General features: G+C 36.0%; 21 protein-coding genes and 1 riboswitch. Of the genes, 5 read left to right on the forward strand and 16 right to left on the reverse strand.

Going from position 1 to position 21,063, the window contains the following annotated elements:
• Window positions 1-721: 721 nt before the first annotated feature.
• The 10 genes from FH036_RS17030 to FH036_RS17075 all read right to left on the reverse strand — a co-directional run bounded on the left by FH036_RS17030 (window position 722) and on the right by FH036_RS17075 (window position 11,383).
• Entirely contained in the window at window positions 722-1,045 is a 324-nt protein-coding gene (locus FH036_RS17030; protein ID WP_002115657.1) for a DMT family transporter, read from the reverse strand.
• A gap of 47 nt (window positions 1,046-1,092) precedes the next feature.
• On the reverse strand, window positions 1,093-2,544 hold the full coding sequence (gabD, locus tag FH036_RS17035; RefSeq protein WP_070805114.1) for an NADP-dependent succinate-semialdehyde dehydrogenase: 1,452 nt from the start codon (window positions 2,542-2,544) through the stop codon (window positions 1,093-1,095).
• On the reverse strand, window positions 2,537-3,904 hold the full coding sequence (locus FH036_RS17040) for a sigma-54 interaction domain-containing protein (RefSeq protein ID WP_000225165.1): 1,368 nt from the start codon (window positions 3,902-3,904) through the stop codon (window positions 2,537-2,539). Before FH036_RS17040 ends, gabD begins: the two co-directional genes overlap by 8 nt.
• A 116-nt stretch (window positions 3,905-4,020) precedes the next feature.
• Entirely contained in the window at window positions 4,021-5,385 is a 1,365-nt protein-coding gene (gene gabT, locus FH036_RS17045; protein ID WP_180358383.1) for a 4-aminobutyrate--2-oxoglutarate transaminase, read from the reverse strand.
• Window positions 5,386-5,539: 154 nt separating this feature from the next.
• Window positions 5,540-6,286 (reverse strand): HAD family hydrolase, encoded by a 747-nt coding sequence (locus tag FH036_RS17050; protein ID WP_139896022.1) that lies wholly within the window; start codon window positions 6,284-6,286, stop codon window positions 5,540-5,542.
• A 138-nt stretch (window positions 6,287-6,424) separates the two neighbouring features.
• On the reverse strand, window positions 6,425-7,330 hold the full coding sequence (locus FH036_RS17055; protein WP_000977677.1) for a diacylglycerol kinase: 906 nt from the start codon (window positions 7,328-7,330) through the stop codon (window positions 6,425-6,427).
• 469 nt (window positions 7,331-7,799) lie between these two features.
• The gene (gene gatB / locus FH036_RS17060; RefSeq protein WP_001047674.1) at window positions 7,800-9,227 is read right to left on the reverse strand and encodes an Asp-tRNA(Asn)/Glu-tRNA(Gln) amidotransferase subunit GatB; all 1,428 of its coding nucleotides are present in this window, start codon (window positions 9,225-9,227) and stop codon (window positions 7,800-7,802) included.
• 14 nt (window positions 9,228-9,241) lie between these two features.
• Window positions 9,242-10,699 carry an Asp-tRNA(Asn)/Glu-tRNA(Gln) amidotransferase subunit GatA gene (gatA, locus tag FH036_RS17065; RefSeq protein ID WP_000051445.1) on the reverse strand — a complete coding sequence of 486 codons (1,458 nt, stop codon included), beginning with the start codon at window positions 10,697-10,699 and terminating at the stop codon, window positions 9,242-9,244.
• 15 nt (window positions 10,700-10,714) lie between these two features.
• Window positions 10,715-11,005, reverse strand: a complete 291-nt coding sequence (gene gatC / locus FH036_RS17070; RefSeq protein WP_000086999.1) for an Asp-tRNA(Asn)/Glu-tRNA(Gln) amidotransferase subunit GatC — start codon at window positions 11,003-11,005, stop codon at window positions 10,715-10,717.
• Between the two features lie 141 nt (window positions 11,006-11,146).
• On the reverse strand, window positions 11,147-11,383 hold the full coding sequence (locus FH036_RS17075; RefSeq protein ID WP_001254394.1) for a YiaA/YiaB family inner membrane protein: 237 nt from the start codon (window positions 11,381-11,383) through the stop codon (window positions 11,147-11,149).
• 382 nt (window positions 11,384-11,765) lie between these two features.
• Here FH036_RS17075 and FH036_RS17080 point away from each other — a divergent pair, with 382 nt between their 5' ends.
• The 4 genes from FH036_RS17080 (at window position 11,766) to FH036_RS17095 (ending at window position 14,219) form a co-directional block, all read left to right on the forward strand.
• Window positions 11,766-12,248: a MarR family winged helix-turn-helix transcriptional regulator gene (locus tag FH036_RS17080; protein ID WP_044821657.1), complete on the forward strand. Its 483-nt coding sequence runs from the start codon at window positions 11,766-11,768 to the stop codon at window positions 12,246-12,248.
• A gap of 76 nt (window positions 12,249-12,324) precedes the next feature.
• Window positions 12,325-13,506: an ArsA family ATPase gene (locus tag FH036_RS17085; RefSeq protein ID WP_000984536.1), complete on the forward strand. Its 1,182-nt coding sequence runs from the start codon at window positions 12,325-12,327 to the stop codon at window positions 13,504-13,506.
• On the forward strand, window positions 13,499-13,690 hold the full coding sequence (locus FH036_RS17090; protein WP_000544083.1) for a DUF3926 domain-containing protein: 192 nt from the start codon (window positions 13,499-13,501) through the stop codon (window positions 13,688-13,690). The genes FH036_RS17085 and FH036_RS17090 overlap by 8 nt, the downstream gene beginning before the upstream one ends.
• Window positions 13,691-13,748: 58 nt before the next feature.
• Window positions 13,749-14,219 (forward strand): HXXEE domain-containing protein, encoded by a 471-nt coding sequence (locus tag FH036_RS17095; RefSeq protein ID WP_138322540.1) that lies wholly within the window; start codon window positions 13,749-13,751, stop codon window positions 14,217-14,219.
• 170 nt (window positions 14,220-14,389) lie between these two features.
• Here the strand turns inward: FH036_RS17095 and FH036_RS17100 are convergent, their stop codons facing one another.
• From FH036_RS17100 to FH036_RS17110, 3 genes are read right to left on the reverse strand one after another with little or no spacing between them, the layout of a single operon-like run.
• Window positions 14,390-15,244, reverse strand: coding sequence for a MetQ/NlpA family ABC transporter substrate-binding protein (locus FH036_RS17100; protein WP_139896023.1), 855 nt, complete (start codon window positions 15,242-15,244; stop codon window positions 14,390-14,392).
• Window positions 15,245-15,265: 21 nt separating this feature from the next.
• Complete coding sequence (locus FH036_RS17105) at window positions 15,266-15,931, reverse strand: methionine ABC transporter permease (protein ID WP_001261859.1); 666 nt, start codon at window positions 15,929-15,931, stop codon at window positions 15,266-15,268.
• Window positions 15,921-16,940 carry a methionine ABC transporter ATP-binding protein gene (locus FH036_RS17110; protein WP_044790894.1) on the reverse strand — a complete coding sequence of 340 codons (1,020 nt, stop codon included), beginning with the start codon at window positions 16,938-16,940 and terminating at the stop codon, window positions 15,921-15,923. Before FH036_RS17110 ends, FH036_RS17105 begins: the two co-directional genes overlap by 11 nt.
• 123 nt (window positions 16,941-17,063) lie before the next feature.
• A riboswitch (SAM riboswitch) is annotated at window positions 17,064-17,170 on the reverse strand.
• Between the two features lie 241 nt (window positions 17,171-17,411).
• Between FH036_RS17110 and FH036_RS17115 the strand changes: the two genes are divergently transcribed.
• Window positions 17,412-17,975, forward strand: coding sequence for a cysteine hydrolase family protein (locus tag FH036_RS17115; RefSeq protein WP_000844889.1), 564 nt, complete (start codon window positions 17,412-17,414; stop codon window positions 17,973-17,975).
• Between the two features lie 231 nt (window positions 17,976-18,206).
• On the opposite strand, the gene FH036_RS27455 is transcribed toward FH036_RS17115, so the two are convergent.
• The 3 genes from FH036_RS27455 to FH036_RS17125 all read right to left on the reverse strand — a co-directional run bounded on the left by FH036_RS27455 (window position 18,207) and on the right by FH036_RS17125 (window position 21,007).
• A complete protein-coding gene (locus FH036_RS27455; protein ID WP_254915810.1) occupies window positions 18,207-18,341 on the reverse strand; it encodes a hypothetical protein in 135 nt (44 codons plus the stop codon).
• Between the two features lie 194 nt (window positions 18,342-18,535).
• A complete protein-coding gene (pruA, locus tag FH036_RS17120; RefSeq protein WP_000259550.1) occupies window positions 18,536-20,083 on the reverse strand; it encodes an L-glutamate gamma-semialdehyde dehydrogenase in 1,548 nt (515 codons plus the stop codon).
• Between the two features lie 153 nt (window positions 20,084-20,236).
• Window positions 20,237-21,007, reverse strand: coding sequence for a TSUP family transporter (locus tag FH036_RS17125; RefSeq protein ID WP_000343968.1), 771 nt, complete (start codon window positions 21,005-21,007; stop codon window positions 20,237-20,239).
• Window positions 21,008-21,063 lie beyond the last annotated feature (56 nt).

The following is a 21,063-nucleotide window of genomic DNA, read 5'->3' on the forward strand; positions in this document are numbered from 1 at the left end:
AATATAAACATATATAATTATATCTTGCAGTCGATTCAGAAGATTATACAATTGAGCCTTATCTAAGTCAGTCAAGAGATAAATAATCAGCCAAGCGCTTTTTCACTTCCCCTCAAAATTTATGTGATAACAGAAGATAAGAGTCCTGCCTATTCTGTAGCTACTCCAAGAGTTAAAAGAAAATCAACATATACCTAAACTAAAGCAAGTTAGATATTGCAACAATATAGTAGAATGCACAATCTTTTTATTAAAAAGATTGTGCATTCTATGTTGGACTTGAATCATTTCAAAACAGTGATTTCTATATTGAGCTATTTTAAAGCCATGTATATAATCCAAAAAGTACAGGTTTATTTACGGGACCACTATATTCAAAATCAGAAAAAATTCATTTGTCAGTTGTTTGGGCGAGTAGCATAAAATGCAATCCTGCTAGGAATACATGTACTTTATTTTTGCACCAGAACCCGTATCGATAATCTCAAATTCGTAAAATGCAAAAGGTATGTCCTTTTTACTATTATTTTTCATCGGGAAAACCATCACGTCCACTATCTTTCCTATTTTTTAAACTTTATCGTGAACATTCTCTTCCCTCCACATAAGACAACATTTCATATACCATAACAAACCCCCTTTACCTTTTCTTGTCATATTTTGTCGTAGTAATTGCTAACTGCACAAATAGAAAAAAGCTATCTTCTACAAAAGATAGCTTTCATGATGCCGATGACACTTTCAGTCCAATTACTCCTAAAACAATAAATAAAATGCAAAATGCTTGGAATAAGTTAATATGCTCTTTGAAAAAGTACACACTAATAATCGTAATAAGAAGTGTCCCGAGGCCCGACCAAATTGCATAAGCAATACTTAAGTTAATCTTCTTTACGACGATAGCAAATACGCTGAAACAAATTCCATAAAATACGAAAATAAGTACACTTGGAACGAGCTTTGTTAAACCATTCGATAATTTCATTGCAATTGTTCCAGCTACTTCAAAAATAATTGTTACAAGTAATAATAGCCAATATACCATACTAGAATCTCCTTCTCTGTTACCTTATAGAGATTCTAGTATACTACTTATAGTCCTAATGAAATATATTTAATTTCTAAATATTCCTCGATACCGAAATGACCACCTTCACGGCCAATACCGCTTTCTTTAAACCCACCGAACGGTGCTTGTGCAACTGATGGGAGGCCATCATTTAAACCGATAATACCGTACTCTAACGCTTCACTAATTTGGAATGCTTGACTAATATCTTTCGTGAAAATGTACGCTGCTAAACCATATGGCGTATTATTTGCACGCTCAATTACTTCTTCAACCGTTTTAAATTTCGCAACTGGTGCAACCGGTCCAAATGTTTCTTCATTCATACAAAGCATCGTATCATTCGCCAATCCAATTACAGTCGGTTGCATAAAGTGTCCGTCTAGCTCTGCAACCTTTTGACCACCATATAAAACTGTTCCACCTTTTTGAATAGCATCTTCAATATGTTCTTGTACTTTTGAAACTGCATTCTCGTCAATAAGTGGTCCTACAGTCGTTCCGTCACCGAAACCGTCTCCTACTTTCAACTTCCCTACTGCCTTTTGAAACTTCTCTGCGAATACTTCGTAAACTTCTTCCTGAACAAATACTCGGTTTGTACATATACACGTTTGTCCTGCGTTACGGAATTTCGAACCGATTACTGCCTCTACTGCTTTATCTAAGTCTGCATCATTCATAACAATAAACGGTGCGTGACCACCTAACTCAAGTGAAACCTTTTTCATCGTTTGTGCCGCACTAGCCATTAACTCTTTCCCAATTTCCGTTGATCCTGTAAAGGACACTTTTCGAACACGCCCATCTTCCATCCACGTATCAGCAATTGCTTTCGCACTACCTGTTACAATATTTATTACGCCTTTTGGAATGTCTGCTTCATGAGCTAATTCAGCTAATTTTAACGCAGTTAACGGCGTTTGACTTGCAGGTTTTACAACCGCTGTACATCCTGCTGCAAGCGCCGGAGCTACCTTTCTCGTAATCATAGCAGCCGGGAAGTTCCAAGGCGTAATAGCTGCCATAACGCCAACTGGTTGCTTCATGACTAAAATACGTTTATTCTGATGAGAAGCAGGAATCATTTCACCATATACGCGTTTTCCTTCTTCTGCATACCATTCAACAAAACTATTTGCATAATTCACTTCACCAAGCGCTTCTGCAAACGGCTTTCCTTGTTCTTTCGTCATGATCGCTGCAATCTCTTCTTTATTTTCCTCAATAAGTGTGAACCATTTTTTTAATTTCGCTGCACGATCTGCCGCTGTTAACTTAGACCATAATTTAAAAGCTTCATGCGCAGCATCAACAGCTTGCTTTGCCTCTGTTACCCCGCCCTTTGGTACAGTCGCAAATATTTCCTTCGTTGCTGGATTATTTACTTCGATTTGCTCTTGCAATGTAATCCACTCACCATTTATATACATCGCCTTTTTCTCTACATTTACAAACGTCGCTTTTTTATCCAATATTCTCTTCCTCCTCTATAAGTTTCTTTATTTTCCTAGTCGCAGCAGATTGACTTATTTTTAAAAACTCCGCTACCTTATAACTCGATCCATATGTTTTATATGCTTTCAAAATAATATTCCGTTCTACTTCTTCTAACATTTTATAGAGACTTTGACCGGACTGTTCAACCGTTGATTCTTGCATCGCTATTGGTAAATCTTCTATCGTAACGATATCATCGGCAGTTATAACAATTCGCTCAATCACATTTTCAATCTCTCTATTATTTCCTTCCCACGGGTAACCAACAAACATTTGTAATGTGCTAGGCGCTAATTTTACATTTCTACCATATTTCTCGTTAAAGTGTTGTAAATAATGATAAATAAGTGGCAAAATGTCTTCTGTTCTTTCCCGTAGTGGCGGGATTACAATGGGAATGACATTCAGACGATAATATAAATCTTTCCGAAATGTTCCTTGTTTCACCATCATACTTAAATCTCTATTTGTTGCCGCTACAACTCTAACGTCCACCTTTTTTAATTCTCTTCCGCCTATAGGGCGAAACGTTTTTTCTTGCAACACTTGCAAAAGCTTTGCTTGAGTTTCAAGCGGCATTTCGCCAATTTCATCTAAGAATAGCGTTCCTTTATGCGCTGATTCTAATAGTCCCTTTTTCCCTTCACGATTCGCACCTGTAAAGGATCCGCCTGAGTATCCAAAAAGCTCTGATTCAATTAAATTTGTCGGCAATGCCGCACAGTTAATTTCATAGAAACTTTCATTCTTCCGGTTACTCACTTCATGTAAATGACGCACCAATCGACTCTTTCCTACTCCTGTCTCACCTAAAACGAGAACCGTACTATCTACTACGGATACTTTCTTGATTGTCTCGACTATTTTTTGCATAGCGATACTTTTAAAAATAAGTCCTTCATGTTCATATGTTTCTCTTAATTCTTTTTTATATGTTTTTAACTGATTATCCATTTCTTCTACCTTTTGACGTAATTGATAGAGTTCTGTAAGATCACGAGAGTAACTAATTACTCTTCTTAAATTGCCCTCTTCATCAAAAACAGGCCTTGTACGAACGTGTAAATACTCTCCTGATTTTGTGGTCTGAACTAGTTCGATTGGCCTCTTTTTTTCAATTACTTCTAACGTTGCTGATGGATAAAAGATACCATCTTTCTGCAATTCTTTTACATGTTTACCTACTAACTCTTTTGCAGCCAATTGATAGTGCCTTTCACATGTACTATTTACACGTACAACGATTCCCTTTTCGTCAGTCACAAAAATTTCGTCAAACGCATATTCAAATACATCTTGTAAATCCATTAACACTCGTTCCTTTTCTGCAACCATCCTAGCCACCCCTAACTTCCAATCCATCGATTCACTTCAATACCTTTATTATAAAGTGAATTTTCTGCATTTTATATAGAGTCAGCTAGAATGTTTGCTGTTTTATTATTTAACTTTTAAACACGAGCAATATTTGCTTTCTCATAACAGACTTGCAACGATTCTTCAATGATTGTTAATCCTTCTTCCAGTTGCTCATCTGTAATCACTAATGGCATTAGCACACGAATAACATTACCGTATGTTCCTGCTGATAGTAGAAGTAAGCCACGTTTATTTGCTTCTGCGCATAAATTAGCTGTTAACGTTTTATCAGGTGCTTTCGTCTTACGATCTTGAACGAGCTCAAATGCACACATTGCTCCTAAACCACGCACATCACCGATGCAATTATATTTATTTTTCATCTCTTCGAATCGGTTCATTACGACTTTTCCTAATTCTATCGCTCTATCATTTAAATTCTCTTTTTCTATTACATCAAGTACTGCTAATGCTGCCGCACATCCTAGCGGGCTTCCTGCATACGTTCCACCAAGTTCTCCTGGTGCAGACTCATTCATAATTTCTTTGCGCCCAATAACACCACTAATCGGTACACCAGCACCTAATGATTTAGATACCGTAATTAAATCTGGAACGACATCATAATGATCAATGGCAAAATATTTTCCGGTACGACTAAATCCTGTTTGAATTTCATCCGCTACAAATAAGATGCCGTGTTCTGAACAAATATTGCGTACTGCTTGCACAAACTTCTTACTTGGAACGATAAATCCGCCTTCCCCTTGAACAGGTTCCATAACAACGGCTGCAATTGTTTCTGGTGCTACTTCTGATATGAAGAAATTCTTAAATTCTTCAATCATAAAGTCATCGTACTGCTCTTCAGTTAGTCCTTCTGGGCGACGATATTCGTATGGGAATGGCGCTTTATATACTTCCGGTGCAAATGGGCCAAATCCAAATTTATATGGTTTTACTTTACTTGTCATCGTCATTGTCATTAATGTACGTCCGTGGAAACCTTTAGAAAACGCAATAATACCAGGTCTTTTTGTATATTTACGAGCGATTTTCACCGCATTCTCAACTGCTTCTGCACCACTATTTAGAAATAGTACTTGCTTATCAAAACTTCCTGGCGCTAATGCCGCAAGTTTTTCTGCTAATTCAATATATGGCTCATACATCATGACATTAAATCCAGTATGAATGTATTGATCTACTTGTTTATGGAGTGCTTCTTTCACAGCTGGGTGACAATGTCCTACGTTAATTGTTCCAATTGCTCCCGCGAAATCAATGTACTGATTGCCATCAACATCTGTTACAAGAGCACCATTTGCAGATTGTACAAACGTTGGGATGCCGTTACTTACTCCTTTTGGTACTATATTTTGGCGGCGTTCTAATAAAGACGCTGCTTTCGGTCCAGGAATTTGTTCATTTACTTTAGCAAATTTTTTTGTGTTCATTACGTATCCCATCCTTTTCTTTACATTGTTTTCTCTTTTCATTGCAAAATGTATGCCAACATTCTTTTCAAGCATTCATCCTATATGCCTTCTATTTCAACATAAAAAATAAGTCTATAAAGACTCATTAAGAGTCTTTATAGACTTATTTTTCTTACACATTAGACTTTCCTTGTTCCCAAATGAACTCACCCGAATGAGAAATAAACTCACCAACAGATTGCACTACTAAATCAGCAAGTGGTTCTAACGTTTGACGGTCTCCCGTACCAGATAGCACTCCAATTGCATAGCAATCACCGCCATTTCTCGCTAAATATAAATCAGTTGGTGTATCTCCAACGACCGCTACTTCACACGCCTCTAAATGAAACCTTTCGCAAAACGATTCTACAATTCTTTTATCTGGTTTTTGTGCCGGAAACGTATCTGAAGCTACAACATAATCAAAATAAGACTCTAATTGATACTGTTTTAAAAATAATTCTGTCGGTGCGAAATCATCAGCTGTAACAACGCCTAAAATAAATCCTCTATCCTTTAAACCTTGTAAAACTCTCGGTAAATCCGCCGTCATTTTCATATAGGAACGATGCTCATACATAAGAGAAAATAACTTTTCACTTACCCACTCATGCATTTCCTCTTCCTTACATGACGTAATATACTTACAAAGCCCCTTTGCCACATCAAGGCTTGTTCCTGCCGCTATTGCGCTACGTGGGTGAACAAATACCCCATCCACACCGATTTCTTTCAATAAAGTCGGCTGCATTGATTGTGGCAGTTGGTATAATTTTATACATTCAGCCACAAGTTCTTCAGCCACTTTTATCCAAATTGAATGAAAATCCATTAATGTTCCATCTTTATCAAATAGTATTGCTTTTACCTTCTCCATAACACCCCACCTCTCGTTTCTTATATCCTCCAGTGTATCAATAAAATATGGATATAAAATAAACGAATTGTAAAAATACCATGAAAATCAAACTAACTTCAAATTTACAATTCTTCTATATAATAAAAAAGGATGCCTTTACAGGGCATCCTCTTGATGTTCAGGAACAAATAGTTCCAGACAATGATACATATTTTCGAATTCCATCGGTGCATCTCCACCATATTCACCATCTAAATTAATCATTAGTTTATCTGGTGAATGCACTTTAATTCGGTTCGCTTGTGTGTATAGTACTTTTGGATTGTTAATATGTTCACCACGCTGCGCTTGTGTTGCAGCTTTAATTAAGTCTGCAATCGAACCTTTTTTCAGCACTAATAAATCAAATAAGCCATCGTTAATCGATGCATATGGTGCTACCTTTTCAAAGCCACCCACTGAACGAGTATTCGTAATTAAAAACATCGTAATTTCTTCTTGTAGTAATTTTCCATCATACTCAATTTCAACGTATGTTGGATGTAGTGATGGTAGCATTTCGATACCTTTTAAATAATAAGCAAGTTGTCCTAATACAGTCTTTAGCTTACTTGGTACTTCATATGTTAATTCTGTAATACGACCGCCACCAGCGATGTTAATAAAATATGTATCGTTTGCTCTACCAAGGTCTAATGGCACAGTTTTTCCTTCACAAATAATATCCGCTGCCTCTTCAATAGAACGAGGTACACCGATTGCACGTGCAAAGTCATTTGTCGTTCCAACTGGAATAATTCCAAATTTCGGACGGAATTCATGACCAACTAGACCGTTTACGACTTCATTTAACGTGCCGTCACCACCAGCCGCAATAACAACATCAAATTTACGCTCTACAGCTTGCCTCGCCGCCACAGTTGCGTCTCCAGGACCCGTTGTCGCATGACAAGATGCTTCATATCCAGCTTGTTCTAATTTTTGTAATACTTCCGGTAAGCTCTTCTTAAATAGCTCACGCCCAGAAGTAGGATTATAAATAATTCTTGCTCGCTTCATCATTTATTAGCACAGGAAATTTCTTTATGTATCGACAAAGAACATACCGAACTTCTATTCAGTATTCCCATGCCTACCTCCTCTCATCTTCCTATCCTTCTTTTATCTCGCTCAAACAGGCAGTAAGAACCCGATTCGTGTAGCCCATCAAAAGTAAATATTCATTTCAATGGTTTTGTTTTATTTGACAAAAAATTTATGTCCATCTATTTCCTCACAACAATTTACATATAACGAATAATAATTATCTATTATTTCATGAGATGAAAAAACCTCTATTTCTAGATTTATCATTATTCCCACCTTTTTGCAACTATCATACCATAGTTGCTATACAAACATTTTTCCACTTTTGACAGTTAATCAAACGTTTGTTTAAATAATTTTCTCTCATTTAAACAAACGTTTGATTAACCTAGAAAAACACCCATGTACGGGTGTTTTTCTGCTTAATCTTTAAAAGTTACTACTATTATCGCTTATTAATCTCTTCAAGTAAGATTTTGTTAACAAGCGGTGGATTTGCTTGTCCTTTTGTAGCTTTCATAATTTGACCAACTAAGAAGCCAATTGCACGGTCTTTACCGTTTTTAAAGTCTTCGATAGATTGCTCATTATTATCAAGAATTTCTGTTACAACTTTACGAAGTGTACCCTCGTCAGAAATTTGAACAAGGCCTTTCGCTTTAACGATTTCTTCTGGGTCTCCACCTTTTTCAATTAATTCGTTAAATACTTTCTTCGCAATTTTAGAAGAAATTGTACCTTTTTCAATTAATTGAACCATTTTAGATAAACCAGCAGGCGTTAATGCAACGTCTTTTAATTCTTTTTGTTGTTTGTTTAGGTATGCAAGTACTTCACCCATTAACCAGTTTGATGTTAATTTCGCATCAGCACCGTCGGCAACAGTTGCTTCAAAGAAATCAGACATTTCTTTCGTTAATGTTAATACGTGTGCATCATAAGCTGGTAAGCCTAATTCTGCAACGTAGCGAGCTTTACGTGCATCTGGAAGTTCTGGAATAGAAGCACGAACTGCTTCTTTCCACTCATCGTCGATATAAAGTTCAACTAAGTCCGGCTCTGGGAAGTAACGGTAATCATCAGATCCTTCTTTCACACGCATTAAGATTGTTTTCTTCGTTGCTTCATCATAACGACGTGTTTCTTGTTGGATGATACCACCAGATAATAATTCTTTTTCTTGGCGAGCTTGCTCAAACTCAAGACCTTTTTGTACGTAAGTAAAAGAGTTTAAGTTTTTCAGTTCCGCTTTTGTACCGAACTTCTCTTGTCCAACTGGACGAAGGGAAATGTTCGCATCACAACGCAAGGAACCTTCTTCCATCTTACAATCAGATACGCCAGTGTATTGAATGATTGATTTTAACTTCTCTAAGTATGCATATGCTTCTTCTGGCGTACGCATATCTGGCTCAGATACGATCTCAATTAAAGGCATACCTTGACGGTTGTAGTCTACTAATGAGCCGTCAGCTGTATGCGTTGATTTACCAGCATCTTCTTCTAAATGAAGACGTGTAATACCGATACGTTTCTTTTTACCGTCTACTTCAATTTCAATCCAACCATTTTCACCAATTGGCTTATCAAACTGAGAGATTTGGTAAGCTTTCGGATTATCTGGATAGAAATAGTTTTTACGGTCAAACTTCGTTTCTGTTGCGATTTCACAGTTTAATGCCATTGCAGCTTTCATTGCAAAGTTAACTGCTTCTTTATTTAAAGTAGGAAGTACTCCTGGGTATCCTAAGTCAATTACACTTGTTTGTGTATTTGGTTCCGCTCCGAATTCTGTTGGACTCGCAGAGAAAATTTTCGAATTTGTTTTTAACTCAACGTGAACCTCTAAACCAATAATTGTTTCTAAATTCATCTATGCTCGCCTCCTTACAGACTTGCTTTTTTTGTATGATGGTCTGTTGCTTGCTCAAACGCATGTGCAACGCGGTAAATTGTCGCTTCATCGAAGTGTTTACCAATGATTTGTAAACCAAGTGGCATGTTGTTAGCACCGAATCCACATGGAACAGAAATCGCTGGAACACCTGCTAAGTTTACTGGGATTGTTAAAATGTCATTTGCATACATTGTCATTGGATCATCAACTTTTTCGCCCACTTTAAATGCTGGAGTTGGCGTTGTTGGTCCAATAATAACATCGTAGTTAGCAAATACATTTTCAAAGTCGTTTTTAATTAATGTACGTACTTGTTGTGCTTTTTTGTAATATGCATCATAGTAACCAGAGCTAAGAGCAAATGTACCAAGCATAATACGACGTTTTACTTCATCACCGAAGCCTTCGCTACGTGTGTTTTTGTAAAGATCCATTAAGTTATTCACATTATCAGAACGAACACCATAACGTACACCATCAAAGCGTGAAAGGTTAGCTGATGCTTCAGAAGAAGATAATAAGTAATACGTTGCTAGAGCGTATTTAGAGTGTGGAAGAGATACTTCCTCCCAAGTTGCGCCCATACCTTCTAATACTTTTAAAGCAGCTAGTACTGACTCACGAGCTTCTTCGCCAACACCTTCTCCTAAGTATTCTTTCGGTACAGCAATGCGTAAACCTTTAACGTCGCCTGTTAAACCAGCTAAGTAGTTTCCTACTTCAACGTTAGCAGAAGTTGCATCCATACGGTCAAGACCTGAAATAGCTTGTAATAAGTATGCATTGTCTTCTACTGTACGTGTAATCGGTCCGATTTGGTCAAGTGAAGATGCAAATGCTACTAATCCGTAACGAGATACACGTCCGTAGGTTGGTTTTAAACCTACAACGCCACAATATGCAGCTGGTTGACGGATAGAACCACCCGTATCAGAACCTAGAGAGAATAATACTTCTCCTGCTGCTACAGCTGCTGCAGAACCACCACTAGATCCACCTGGAACGTAATCTAAGTTCCATGGATTTTTCGTAGCGTAGAAACCTGAGTTTTCATTTGAAGAACCCATTGCGAACTCGTCCATATTTAATTTACCGATTGTAATTGTGTCAGCAGCTTTTAGCTTTTGCACAACTGTCGCATCATAAATTGGATCGAAGTTTGCTAACATTTTGCTTGCACAAGTCGTACGAAGACCGTTAGTTACAATGTTATCTTTAACACCGATTGGCATACCGAATAATAAACCATTATCTTCAGCACCAATTTTCGCGTCTAATTCTTTCGCTTTCGCGCGTGCGTTTTCTTCATCTAATGTAAGAAAAGCTTTTACGTTATCTTCAACATCCGCAATACGTTTGTAAGATTCTTCTACTAAATCCGTAACGGAAATTTCTTTGTTGTTTAATTTCTTATGTAACTCTGATACTGAATGATCAAATAATGACATCGAAATTCCCCTCCTCTATTCTAATACTGCTGGAACACGGATTTGATTATCTTTGTGATCCGGTGCATTTTTTAATACTTCTTCAACTGGTAAACCTTTTTCTGGTACATCTTCACGCATAACATTTTTCATAGTTAATACATGAGTTGTTGGTTTTACATCTGTTGTATCTAATTCATTTAACTGTTCTGCAAATGTAACAATTGCATCTAGTTGTTTTTGAAATTTTTCTGCTTCTTGATCAGTAATTGCAAGACGTGCTAAATGTGCTACGTGCTTTACATTCTCAACGGAAATTCTTGACACGGCTAGGCCACCTCCATAATATATCGTTCAATCTACAATACTATTGATGATACCAAATTTTCAGTACTTCAAGCAAGTCAACACACGGCACTTACAGCATTTTTACATAAAAAAAGAAAGGCAAACGCCTTTCTTTACGATTTACTCTTTATCTGACGGTTTATTTTTCGGAAATCTCTCGTTATCTTCTTCATTATCACGAATTGTTTTTTGTAATACAAAACAAGACATCGTTAAAAATAGTGTTCCAATTAAATAGTATCCTTTTACACTAAGCGTTTCATCTAGCGTATAAATCCCAATTAGCATACCTGAAAGCGCGCAAACAAATGAAGTCCATGCTAAAAACGTGAACGCTTGCGTATTACGTCTTCTCATCGTTCTCCCCCTCGTTAGCTGTACATCTATTATAGATAAGTATATTTACTATGATGAATTTTTATCCCACTTTAATGGGCAGTAAGACCCCCACCTCAAAATTCAGCGAAAGCAAAGAAGTTAGGTGGGGGATCAACTGCCCATAAAAGTCCGATTGGTTCAACTAATAATCAGTGGGGATGAAGAAAATCCCCACTGATTAAAGTTTCACTTTATGTAAATTCTAGTTTTATATTTATAAATCTTTCATAAAAGAATAATATTTCAAGGTGAATTTTCTGTCTAATCCGAAAAAACAATTGAAACCATTGACATTTATTTCAATTCTACATAAAATAAAAACAAATATTACGAACCTCGAAATATACGGGAGTGGAATTAATTGTTGCAATACGAACATTTTTTAGACTTACTGCTAGATAATGCCAAGAAACTTTTCTATCCTGAAGAATGGGTAAGCTTAGATTTAACACTTTCTAAAACTGAAGTATTTTGTTTACTTTGGATGGAGCGAAATACAGATATTACAATGACAAAAATCGCTGACCTTCTTGATATACCGATGAGTACAACGACAGGTGTTGTAAATCGTCTTGTAAAAAAGGGATATATTGAAAGATACCGTGACGAAAATGACCGACGCATTGTATTAATTCGTTTAACAGAAAACGGCGTATTGCTCGTTCAAGAAGTAAAACAAAATGCAGCCCATTATTTTAACCTAGTGACCGAAGCATTATCGGAAGAAGAAAAAGCATTTTTACTACAAATCTTCCAAAAGATTATGAATCACATTGCTACGTCACAACAAAAAACAGAAGAAAAGGTTTCAACACCTAAAATGAAAAACATTCCGATTGAATAAAACCCTAGCTGGGTTTTTATTCAATCGTTTATTTCGCCACTCGTAATATTCGATACTCGAAATAAGGGGGATATGAATGATGAGAATTATTTTGTATACAGGTAAAGGCGGCGTGGGAAAAACTAGCATTTCAGCAGCAACTGCACTTCAAAGCGCAAAACAAGGATTAAAAACTTTAGTAATGAGCACAGACCCAGCTCATAGTTTAGGAGATTCATTTGGTGTAAAACTATCTTCTGAACCATTAGAAATTCGTGAAAACCTATGGGCACAAGAAATTAATACGATTTATGAGATGGAAAAAGGCTGGGGGAAATTACAGAAATATATTACACTACTCTTCACTTCCAAAGCAGCTGATGATATTACAACAGAAGAGTTAACGATGTTTCCTGGTATGGAAGATTTAATTAGCTTACTTCGTGTACTCGATTATTATAAACAAAACACATATGATGTTATTATCATTGATTGTGCCCCAACAGGAGAAACATTAGCCATGCTCAGTTTTCCAGACATGCTCGGCTGGTGGATGGAAAAACTCTTCCCTATTAAAAGAAAAGTTTTAAAAGTTGTTCGCCCTGTAGCGCAACCACTTCTTGGCGTCCCCCTTCCAACCGATGATATTATGGACGAATTAACAAATACACTTGAACAACTTGGAGAAATGAGAGATATTTTATCAAACCGAGACGTAACAAGTATCCGCATCGTTGTAAATCCCGAAAAAATGGTTATTAAAGAGGCTCAGCGTAGCTTTACGTATTTAAATTTATACGATTATAACGTAGATGCGATTATGATTAACCGCGTCATCCCTAACACTGTCATCGATCCTTATTTTCAAGCTTGGAAAGATACTCAAAAGAAATATAAAACATTAATTCAAAATAGCTTTGATCCGCTTCCTATTTACGAAGCTCCAATGTTTGAACAAGAAGTTGTTGGCTTACCTATGTTAGAACGCGTTGGAGATGCTTTATTTAAAAAAGATTATTGTCCTACTGAAGTAAAATTTAACGGTCGCACTCAATATGTAAAAAAAGATGGCGATGAGTATATTTTCGTTCTGTCCATTCCCTTCTCTAACAAAAGTGAACTTGCATTAAATCAAAAAGGTGACGAGCTTATCATTCGTGCTGGTTCTGTTAAACGAAACATCACATTACCCAAAACGTTAACACACCTTTCTATTCAAGGAGCAAAATTCGAAGATGATGTACTAAACATTCGATTTGGAGGTGTCGTGCATGCATGAGGAATTAATAAGGAAGGTAATTCGTACAAAAATAAAAATCGGTATGCATATATTAGAAGAGTTACCTGCACCAATCCAGCAATCAGCTAAGCAAATACTAAATATTTTACAAGAGGAGCTAGCTGCTTATCCGAAAGAACAAGGGCATCGTGAAGATAATTTGAAAAGTATTATAATTGAATGAACATCTCTGGATAGAGGGCCTTTCTAGGCTTTCTATCTCTATATTGGAGTGATGTAAGTTGTTTAAAAAACATTCCACTATTATGCTTTGGATAATTCCCTTGTTATTTCTCATTCATAACCTTGAAGAATCTTTCCAAATGCCACAATATCTTGCTAATCAATTTTCAATTACTTTTATAACTAGTCAACAATTTTCCATTGCGATTTCTATATTGACTCTCTTTGTTTTACTTATCGTCTTTCTATATCAAATAAACATCTTGTCTTCTATATACTGGATTATTTTTATACAGGGGGCTATCTTCTTCAACTCTGTTCAACATATTATTTTGTTTTTTATTTATCGCTCCTATAATCCTGGCGTAATATCCGCAGTTTTCATTGTTATCTTTTCTATTTTCTTTTTTTCATCCCAAAAACACTTAATTCATAAAAATAAATTCTTAATTACACTCGCTTTCAGCTTATTTTCTTATCCTATTATAATTTGGATTACCTTACTATTCGCTAGCTACTTTCATTCATAAAAAGACCAGGAAAACTCCTGGTCCATTACTCTACTTAACAAACATTGGATTCTATGTTATACAGAATTGGAAGGTACAGAATTAGGGTTTGTTTTGTTTGTTAAGTAGATTATATGTTGAACGAACTAACAGCGGAGGGGTTCCTTCTGTTAGTCCATTAAACCCAATCATTATTTTACGATTTTTTCAAGCTCATCAAGTGAAAGATCTACTGAAATTGAACCATCATTTGTTTCTTTCTTAATTGCATCTGTTACTTCTTTTGAATGATATAATTCAATTACTTTTTTCAGTGTTGGATCATCTTTATCTTTCGTACGAGATGCGAAAATATTAATATATGGCTTCGCATTTTCATTCTTTGGATCTTCTAAGAAAATTGGATCCTTCGCTGGATCTAATCCAGCTTGACCAGCAACACCGTTATTAATAACTGATGCTGCAACATCTTTTAACACACGAGGTGTTTGCTGTGCGATAACCGGTGTAATTTTTAATTTCTTCGGATTTTCAGCAATACCACTTGGATCTCCAAATAGACCAAAGTCTTTTTTAAGCTTTAATAATCCAGCTGCATCAAGAAGTTTTAATGCACGTGCTTGGTTCGTTGGATCGTTTGGAATTGCAATTTCTGAACCATCTGGAATTTCATTTGCTTTCTTATATTTTTCAGAGTATAAACCCATTGGCGCAATTTGCGTTGTACCAACAGCTGTAATATCTAGCTTATGCTCTTTTTTAAATTGTTCTAAGAATGCAATGTGCTGGAATGAGTTTAATTCAATATCTCCATCAGCTAACGCTTTATTTGGCGTTGTGTAATCAGAGAACTCAACCAGTTTAATTTTAATTCCTTCTTTTTCAGCTTTCCTCTTCAAAATTTCCCAAGCGTCTCCATCCGTTCCAGTTACACCGACGCGAACTACTTTTTCTTTCGCCCCTGCCCCTGTGTCTCCACTTGAGCAGCCGCTTAATGCTGAAACCCCTACAATTGCTGATAATGCAAATGCTAAAATTTTCTTCATTTTCTTTTCCCCTCTTCCTTTTTATGATCTGCGTAAAAAGACTTTCGCAAAATAGTTTCCTAAGTTTTGAGCTAATTGTACGAGAATGATAAGTAAAACGACCGTTACGAACATAACTGATGTATCAAAACGTTGATAACCATATGTCATTGCTAAATCACCAAGACCGCCACCACCGACAAGCCCAGCAACTGCAGAAAATTCAATTAAACCAACTGTCATAAATGTAACACCTAAAATTAATGGTGCTAACGCTTCTGGTACAAGGATTTCAAAAACAATTCTAATTGGTGAAGCACCCATCGCTTGCGCTGCTTCAATTACCCCTTTCGGAACAGAAACAAGATTTGTTTCAACCATTCTAGCGATACCAATTGATGCAACTAACGTCATTGGAAAAATTGCTGCTGCTGTTCCAATTGTCGTTCCGATAACACTTCTTGTTAACGGGCTTAAAGCTACTAAGAAGATAATGAATGGAATCGGACGAATTGTATTAATGATGATATTAAGAATAGAAAAGACCCATTTATTTTCTAAAAAGTTTCCTTTTCTCGTTACATATAAAAGTAAACCTAGAGGTATACCAAGAATTGTAGCGAATATAAGGGTTACAATTACCATTAAGAGGGTATCTCCCGTCGCATCTAGTATGCGCGGCCAAAATATACTCCAATCAACTCGCATGAGCTTCTACCTCCTTCAGCTGCACTTGCAGTCTTAGATGTTGTAATGCTTTTTGAATTTCCCTCTGTTCACCTTGCAATTCTACAAGAAGATTTCCAAATAGCACATTTTGAAGTTCAATAATATTTCCGTACAGTACATTTACATCCACGTTATAGTTTTTTGCGATATATGATAGTACCGGCTGTCCTGTTTCCTCACCAGTAAATGTTAGGCGATAAATCTGACCACCATTTTGAATTTTTGCTAAAACACTTTCCGGTAAATGATCATTAATAACAGAACGTACAAAGTTTTGAGTCGTCGTTGTTTTTGGTTGTGTGAAAACATCAAACAGTTTTCCTTCTTCAATAACTTTTCCTTTTTCCATTACAGCTACACGGTGACAAATTTCTTTCACGACATGCATTTCATGTGTAATAAGAAGAATTGTTAAATTATATTCTCGATTTACTTTCTTTAATAAGTTTAGAATTTCTGTCGTTGTTTCTGGATCTAAAGCTGATGTTGCCTCATCACATATAAGAATATCTGGTGATGTTGCAAGTGCTCTAGCAATACCTACACGCTGCTTTTGTCCGCCTGATAGCTGCTCTGGGTAATTGTTTGCTTTATCTTCTAACCCTACAAACTTCAGCAATTCATTTACTCTTTCTTTTATTTCATTCTTTGGTACTTTTGCTAACTTTAATGGATAAGCAATATTCCCAAATACTGTTCTTGAATTAAATAAATTAAAGCTTTGAAAAATCATCCCGATTCTTTGTCTTAGCTTCCGTAATTCTTTCGTCGATAATGATGTAATCTCTTTATCATCTATTGAAATCGTTCCTGCCGTTGGTCTCTCTAACATGTTTACTAGGCGTAATAACGTACTCTTTCCAGCGCCACTAAAACCAATAATGCCAAAAATTTCGCCTTTCTCAACTGATAACGTTACATCCTCCACCGCATGAACAGATTGCCCACCTGTTTCATATACTTTACTTACATTGTTAAAAGAAATCATTTTTTCCCCTCCTATATGCTGTGAAAACTTGAAGCAGAGCTCTCGAGGTAAAATAAAAAGTGCTCTCCTTCTTATCAACCATAAAGATAAGAAGGAGAGCACTTATATGTACTCGTTCACATCTTCTCATCTTCCAAGCCTTTCATAGACTTGCTGGAGTTAGCACGGTATTAAAAAAACCCGTTGCTGAGGTATCGTAGGGCCAGTCCCTCCACCTCTCTGGATAAGAATGTATCGATTTAATTGTCGTTTAATTAATTCTCATTATAGAACTCAGAATAATAAGAGTCAATACATTTTTTAGAAAAATATTAATTATTTCTTTATTAAAATTTTCAGATGAAAAATTCAAGAAAAAATAGTAATCTTTAAAGTTATGTAAAATTATCCTCTTGCATATTTTTTAAAGGATAATCTTCTCTACTAATTGAATACCATTATTTGAATATGAAATCGGAGGAAGATAAATATATGAAAACAGCTCTTTTACTCATTGATATTCAAAATGATTATTTTCCACACGGCAAAATGGAATTACGTAATCCAGTCGAAGCAAGCGCATATGCCCGTCGGCTACTACAGCTCTTTAGAAAGAAAAACGAACCTATTTTTCATATCCAACATGTAGCAATAAAAGAGGACGCTACTTTTTTCCTACCCAATACAGAAGGTGTACATATTCATGAAAGCGTACGCCCACTTAAAGAAGAAACCGTTATACTCAAACATTATCCAAATAGTTTTCGCGAAACCGATCTTCTAGAGCAATTACAACGTTTAAATATTGAGCACCTCGTCATATGCGGGATGATGACTCATATGTGTATTGATGCTACCGTAAGGGCTGCCTTTGATTTCGGCTTGCAATGTACTGTTATACATGATGCTTGTGCGACAAAAGATCTTTCTTTTAAGAATGCTACGATACCAGCTGTTTATATTCATAATACAATTTTAGCTAGTTTAAATGGCGTATATGCAAATGTAATGAGTACAGAGGAGTTTTTAGCTACAAAAAAACACTCTCTTCAGTGAGCAAAACCGAAAAGAGTGTTTCTTGTCAAACCATAGATTTTCTTTCAAATTGTATTATACAGGAAATCCTTAAAATGAATACAAAAAAATGTGACTAATAAGTCAACTTTTCTCATTGTTTTATTTCTATTTACATGTTTATCCCGATATGAATAGGTTTTAGCTAGTTCCACTTACCAAATAGTAATATATGGTAAGTGTTTTTTAATGCAAATTAACTAATTTCTCCTATTATTTATCTGTTTGTTTTTGTTTCTTTTTCAAATACTCCGCACGCAATTTTTCAATTTGCTGCTTTTTATCAAATTTGACAGGCGTCTGTTTTTCATGAAACTTCGCGACAGCTACCTGACCTTTGTAATCCAATTGATATTTTCCCACTTTGTTCACCTACTTTTCTTATCTTGAAAGAGAATTTATTCAACCAATATAATATACCTTATTTTACTGAAGTAAACCTTATATTAGTTTTTCTACTTATATGTATCTTAATCCACATATAGAAAGTTTTTCAAAAAAAAGAGATCTTCGCAGACTGCGAAGATCTCTTCTACTATTTCTTATAAAGTTTCAGAAGTAGTTTTTGCTTGCATGTGAAGTGCTAAGTAGTCAGGGCCACCAGCTTTAGAGTCTGTACCAGACATGTTAAAGCCACCGAATGGTTGGTATCCTACGATTGCACCAGTACATCCACGGTTGAAGTATAAGTTACCTACGTGGAAGTCTTCACGTGCTTTTTCAATATGGTCACGGTTGTTAGAGATAACTGCTCCTGTTAAACCGTATTCTGTATTGTTTGCAATTGCAAGTGCATGGTCAAAGTCTTTTGCTTTACAGAATGCTACTACTGGTCCGAAGATTTCTTCTTTCATTAGGCGAGCATCTTCTGCAACGTCAGCAACGATTGTTGGTTGGATGAACCAGCCTTTAGAATCGTCTCCTTCGCCACCTGCTAAAATTCTACCTTCTTCTTTACCAATTGCAACATAGCTCATTACTTTATCGAATGCAGCTTGGTCATTAACAGGACCCATGTTTGTACCTAATACAGCTGGGTTAGCAACTGTTAATTCTTTCGTTAATTCAACAGCACGATTTAATACGTGATCGTATACATCTTCGTGGATTACTGCACGAGAACATGCAGAACATTTTTGTCCTGAGAATCCGAATGCTGATGCAACGATAGATTTAGCTGCTAATTCAAGATCTGCTTCTTTATCAACAACGATTGTATCTTTACCGCCCATTTCAGCGATAACGCGTTTTAACCAAATTTGGCCTGGGTTTACTTTCGCTGCGCGCTCATAAATACGGATACCTACATCACGAGATCCAGTGAAGCTAATGAAACGTGTACGAGGGTGATCTACTAAGTAGTCACCAACTTCAGAACCATTACCTGGTACGAAGTTTACTACGCCAGCTGGTAAGCCAGCTTCTTCTAATACTTCCATGAATTTCGCTGCTACTACAGGAGTTGTACTAGCTGGTTTTAGTAATACTGTGTTACCAGAAACTAAAGCAGCTGTTGTCATACCTGCCATAATTGCGAATGGGAAATTCCAAGGAGAAATGATAACACCTACTCCTAATGGAATGTAAGAGAAACGATTATATTCAATTGGACGGCTTTCTACTGGAATTCCGTCTTTTAATTTCAACATTTGACGACCATAATATTCCATAAAGTCGATTGCTTCTGCTGTATCAGCATCTGCCTCATTCCATGGTTTACCTGCTTCTTTTACAAGAATAGCAGAGAATTCATGTTTTCTACGACGAACGATCGCTGCAGCGCGGAATAAAATGTCTGCACGCATTTCTGGCTTTGATTTTCTCCAAGTTTGGAATGTTTCATCCGCTACTTGCATTGCTTTTTCAGCTAACTCACGGCTTGCTTTTGAAACACGACCAACAAGTTCCTCTTTATTTGCAGGGTTTACAGAAACAATTTTGTCTTCTGTAGTGATTTTTTCTCCCCCAATAATTAATGGATAGTCTTGCCCAAGATAAGATTCTACTTTCTTTAAACCTTCTTCAAACGCTAATTTGTTAGCCTCCACTGAAAAATCTGTAAATGGCTCATGTTTGTATGCTACTACCATTATTTTTAGCCTCCCCTTAGAAAAACGTTTACATTTTACAACATTATTCTACACGATAATTTAGATTTATTCAAATATTCCTAGACTTATATTTTAAAAATTAATTAATTTTTAAAATATAATAAAAAAACAGAGTTATACAAATGTATAACTCTACAAAATATGAGTATATTCCAAAACGTTTTTGCTAATCAATAAAATAGTTACTAACAAGAATAAAGTTCTTACATATCCAACACCTTTTTGAACTGCAAATTTCGATCCAAAATAAGCGCCCAAAATCATCGATAATCCCATAATAATACCGTATTCAAAATGAATTACGTCTAAAAATAAAAAAGTGATTAACGATACGATATTACTAACAAAATTCAAAAGTTTTCCAGATGCTGCCGCTTGAATAAAATCCAAACCAATTAATAAAAATGCAAAAATTAAAAAGGATCCTGTCCCTGGTCCAAAAAATCCATCGTAAAACCCTATCATTAAAATAACAAAGAAAAATATTAATGTTTTTCTTTTCGTCATCTTCTTATAGGTAGATACACTTCCCCAATCCTTTTTCGCAATAATATAAATAGCAATAAATACCAACATTACAAGCACTAACGGACGTAAAATATCTGGAGGAATAAACTTTACTACTAAAGCACCTGCTACTGCTCCTATAACAGTTAACGGGATTAACTTTCCTACAATTTTAAAATCGACCTTTCCCGATCGAATAAAGTAAATCGCACTCGTAAACGTCCCCATCGTTGCAGCTAATTTATTCGTTGCAATTGCCGAAGCTGGTGGTAAACCAACAAACATAAGTGCCGGAAGCGAAATTAATCCTCCACCACCAACAACTGAATCAATAAAAGCTGCTAAAAAACCGAATGCAATTAATAAAATAATGACTTGAAAACTTAATTCGTCCATGCGCTTTACCCCTTATCCCATTATTTATAACATTTTAAATTATAACAAAATTACCC

The sequence above is a fragment of the Bacillus sp. CD3-5 genome, from assembly GCF_006349665.1.
In the GTDB taxonomy this organism is placed as follows: domain Bacteria; phylum Bacillota; class Bacilli; order Bacillales; family Bacillaceae_G; genus Bacillus_A; species Bacillus_A paranthracis.

Excerpts from the sequence above, each read along its gene's own strand:
- FH036_RS17030 (WP_002115657.1), bottom strand. The coding sequence starts at position 1,045 with ATGGTATATTGGCTATTATTACTTGTAACAATTATTTTTGAAGTAGCT.
- FH036_RS17040 (WP_000225165.1), bottom strand. The coding sequence starts at position 3,904 with ATGGTTGCAGAAAAGGAACGAGTGTTAATGGATTTACAAGATGTATTT.
- gabT (WP_180358383.1), bottom strand. The coding sequence starts at position 5,385 with ATGAACACAAAAAAATTTGCTAAAGTAAATGAACAAATTCCTGGACCG.
- FH036_RS17050 (WP_139896022.1), bottom strand. The coding sequence starts at position 6,286 with ATGGAGAAGGTAAAAGCAATACTATTTGATAAAGATGGAACATTAATG.
- FH036_RS17055 (WP_000977677.1), bottom strand. The coding sequence starts at position 7,330 with ATGATGAAGCGAGCAAGAATTATTTATAATCCTACTTCTGGGCGTGAG.
- gatB (WP_001047674.1), bottom strand. The coding sequence starts at position 9,227 with ATGAATTTAGAAACAATTATTGGTTTAGAGGTTCACGTTGAGTTAAAA.
- gatA (WP_000051445.1), bottom strand. The coding sequence starts at position 10,699 with ATGTCATTATTTGATCATTCAGTATCAGAGTTACATAAGAAATTAAAC.
- FH036_RS17075 (WP_001254394.1), bottom strand. The coding sequence starts at position 11,383 with ATGAGAAGACGTAATACGCAAGCGTTCACGTTTTTAGCATGGACTTCA.
- FH036_RS17085 (WP_000984536.1), top strand. The coding sequence starts at position 12,325 with ATGATGAGAATTATTTTGTATACAGGTAAAGGCGGCGTGGGAAAAACT.
- FH036_RS17090 (WP_000544083.1), top strand. The coding sequence starts at position 13,499 with ATGCATGAGGAATTAATAAGGAAGGTAATTCGTACAAAAATAAAAATC.
- FH036_RS17100 (WP_139896023.1), bottom strand. The coding sequence starts at position 15,244 with ATGAAGAAAATTTTAGCATTTGCATTATCAGCAATTGTAGGGGTTTCA.
- FH036_RS17105 (WP_001261859.1), bottom strand. The coding sequence starts at position 15,931 with ATGCGAGTTGATTGGAGTATATTTTGGCCGCGCATACTAGATGCGACG.
- FH036_RS17110 (WP_044790894.1), bottom strand. The coding sequence starts at position 16,940 with ATGATTTCTTTTAACAATGTAAGTAAAGTATATGAAACAGGTGGGCAA.
- FH036_RS17115 (WP_000844889.1), top strand. The coding sequence starts at position 17,412 with ATGAAAACAGCTCTTTTACTCATTGATATTCAAAATGATTATTTTCCA.
- pruA (WP_000259550.1), bottom strand. The coding sequence starts at position 20,083 with ATGGTAGTAGCATACAAACATGAGCCATTTACAGATTTTTCAGTGGAG.
- FH036_RS17125 (WP_000343968.1), bottom strand. The coding sequence starts at position 21,007 with ATGGACGAATTAAGTTTTCAAGTCATTATTTTATTAATTGCATTCGGT.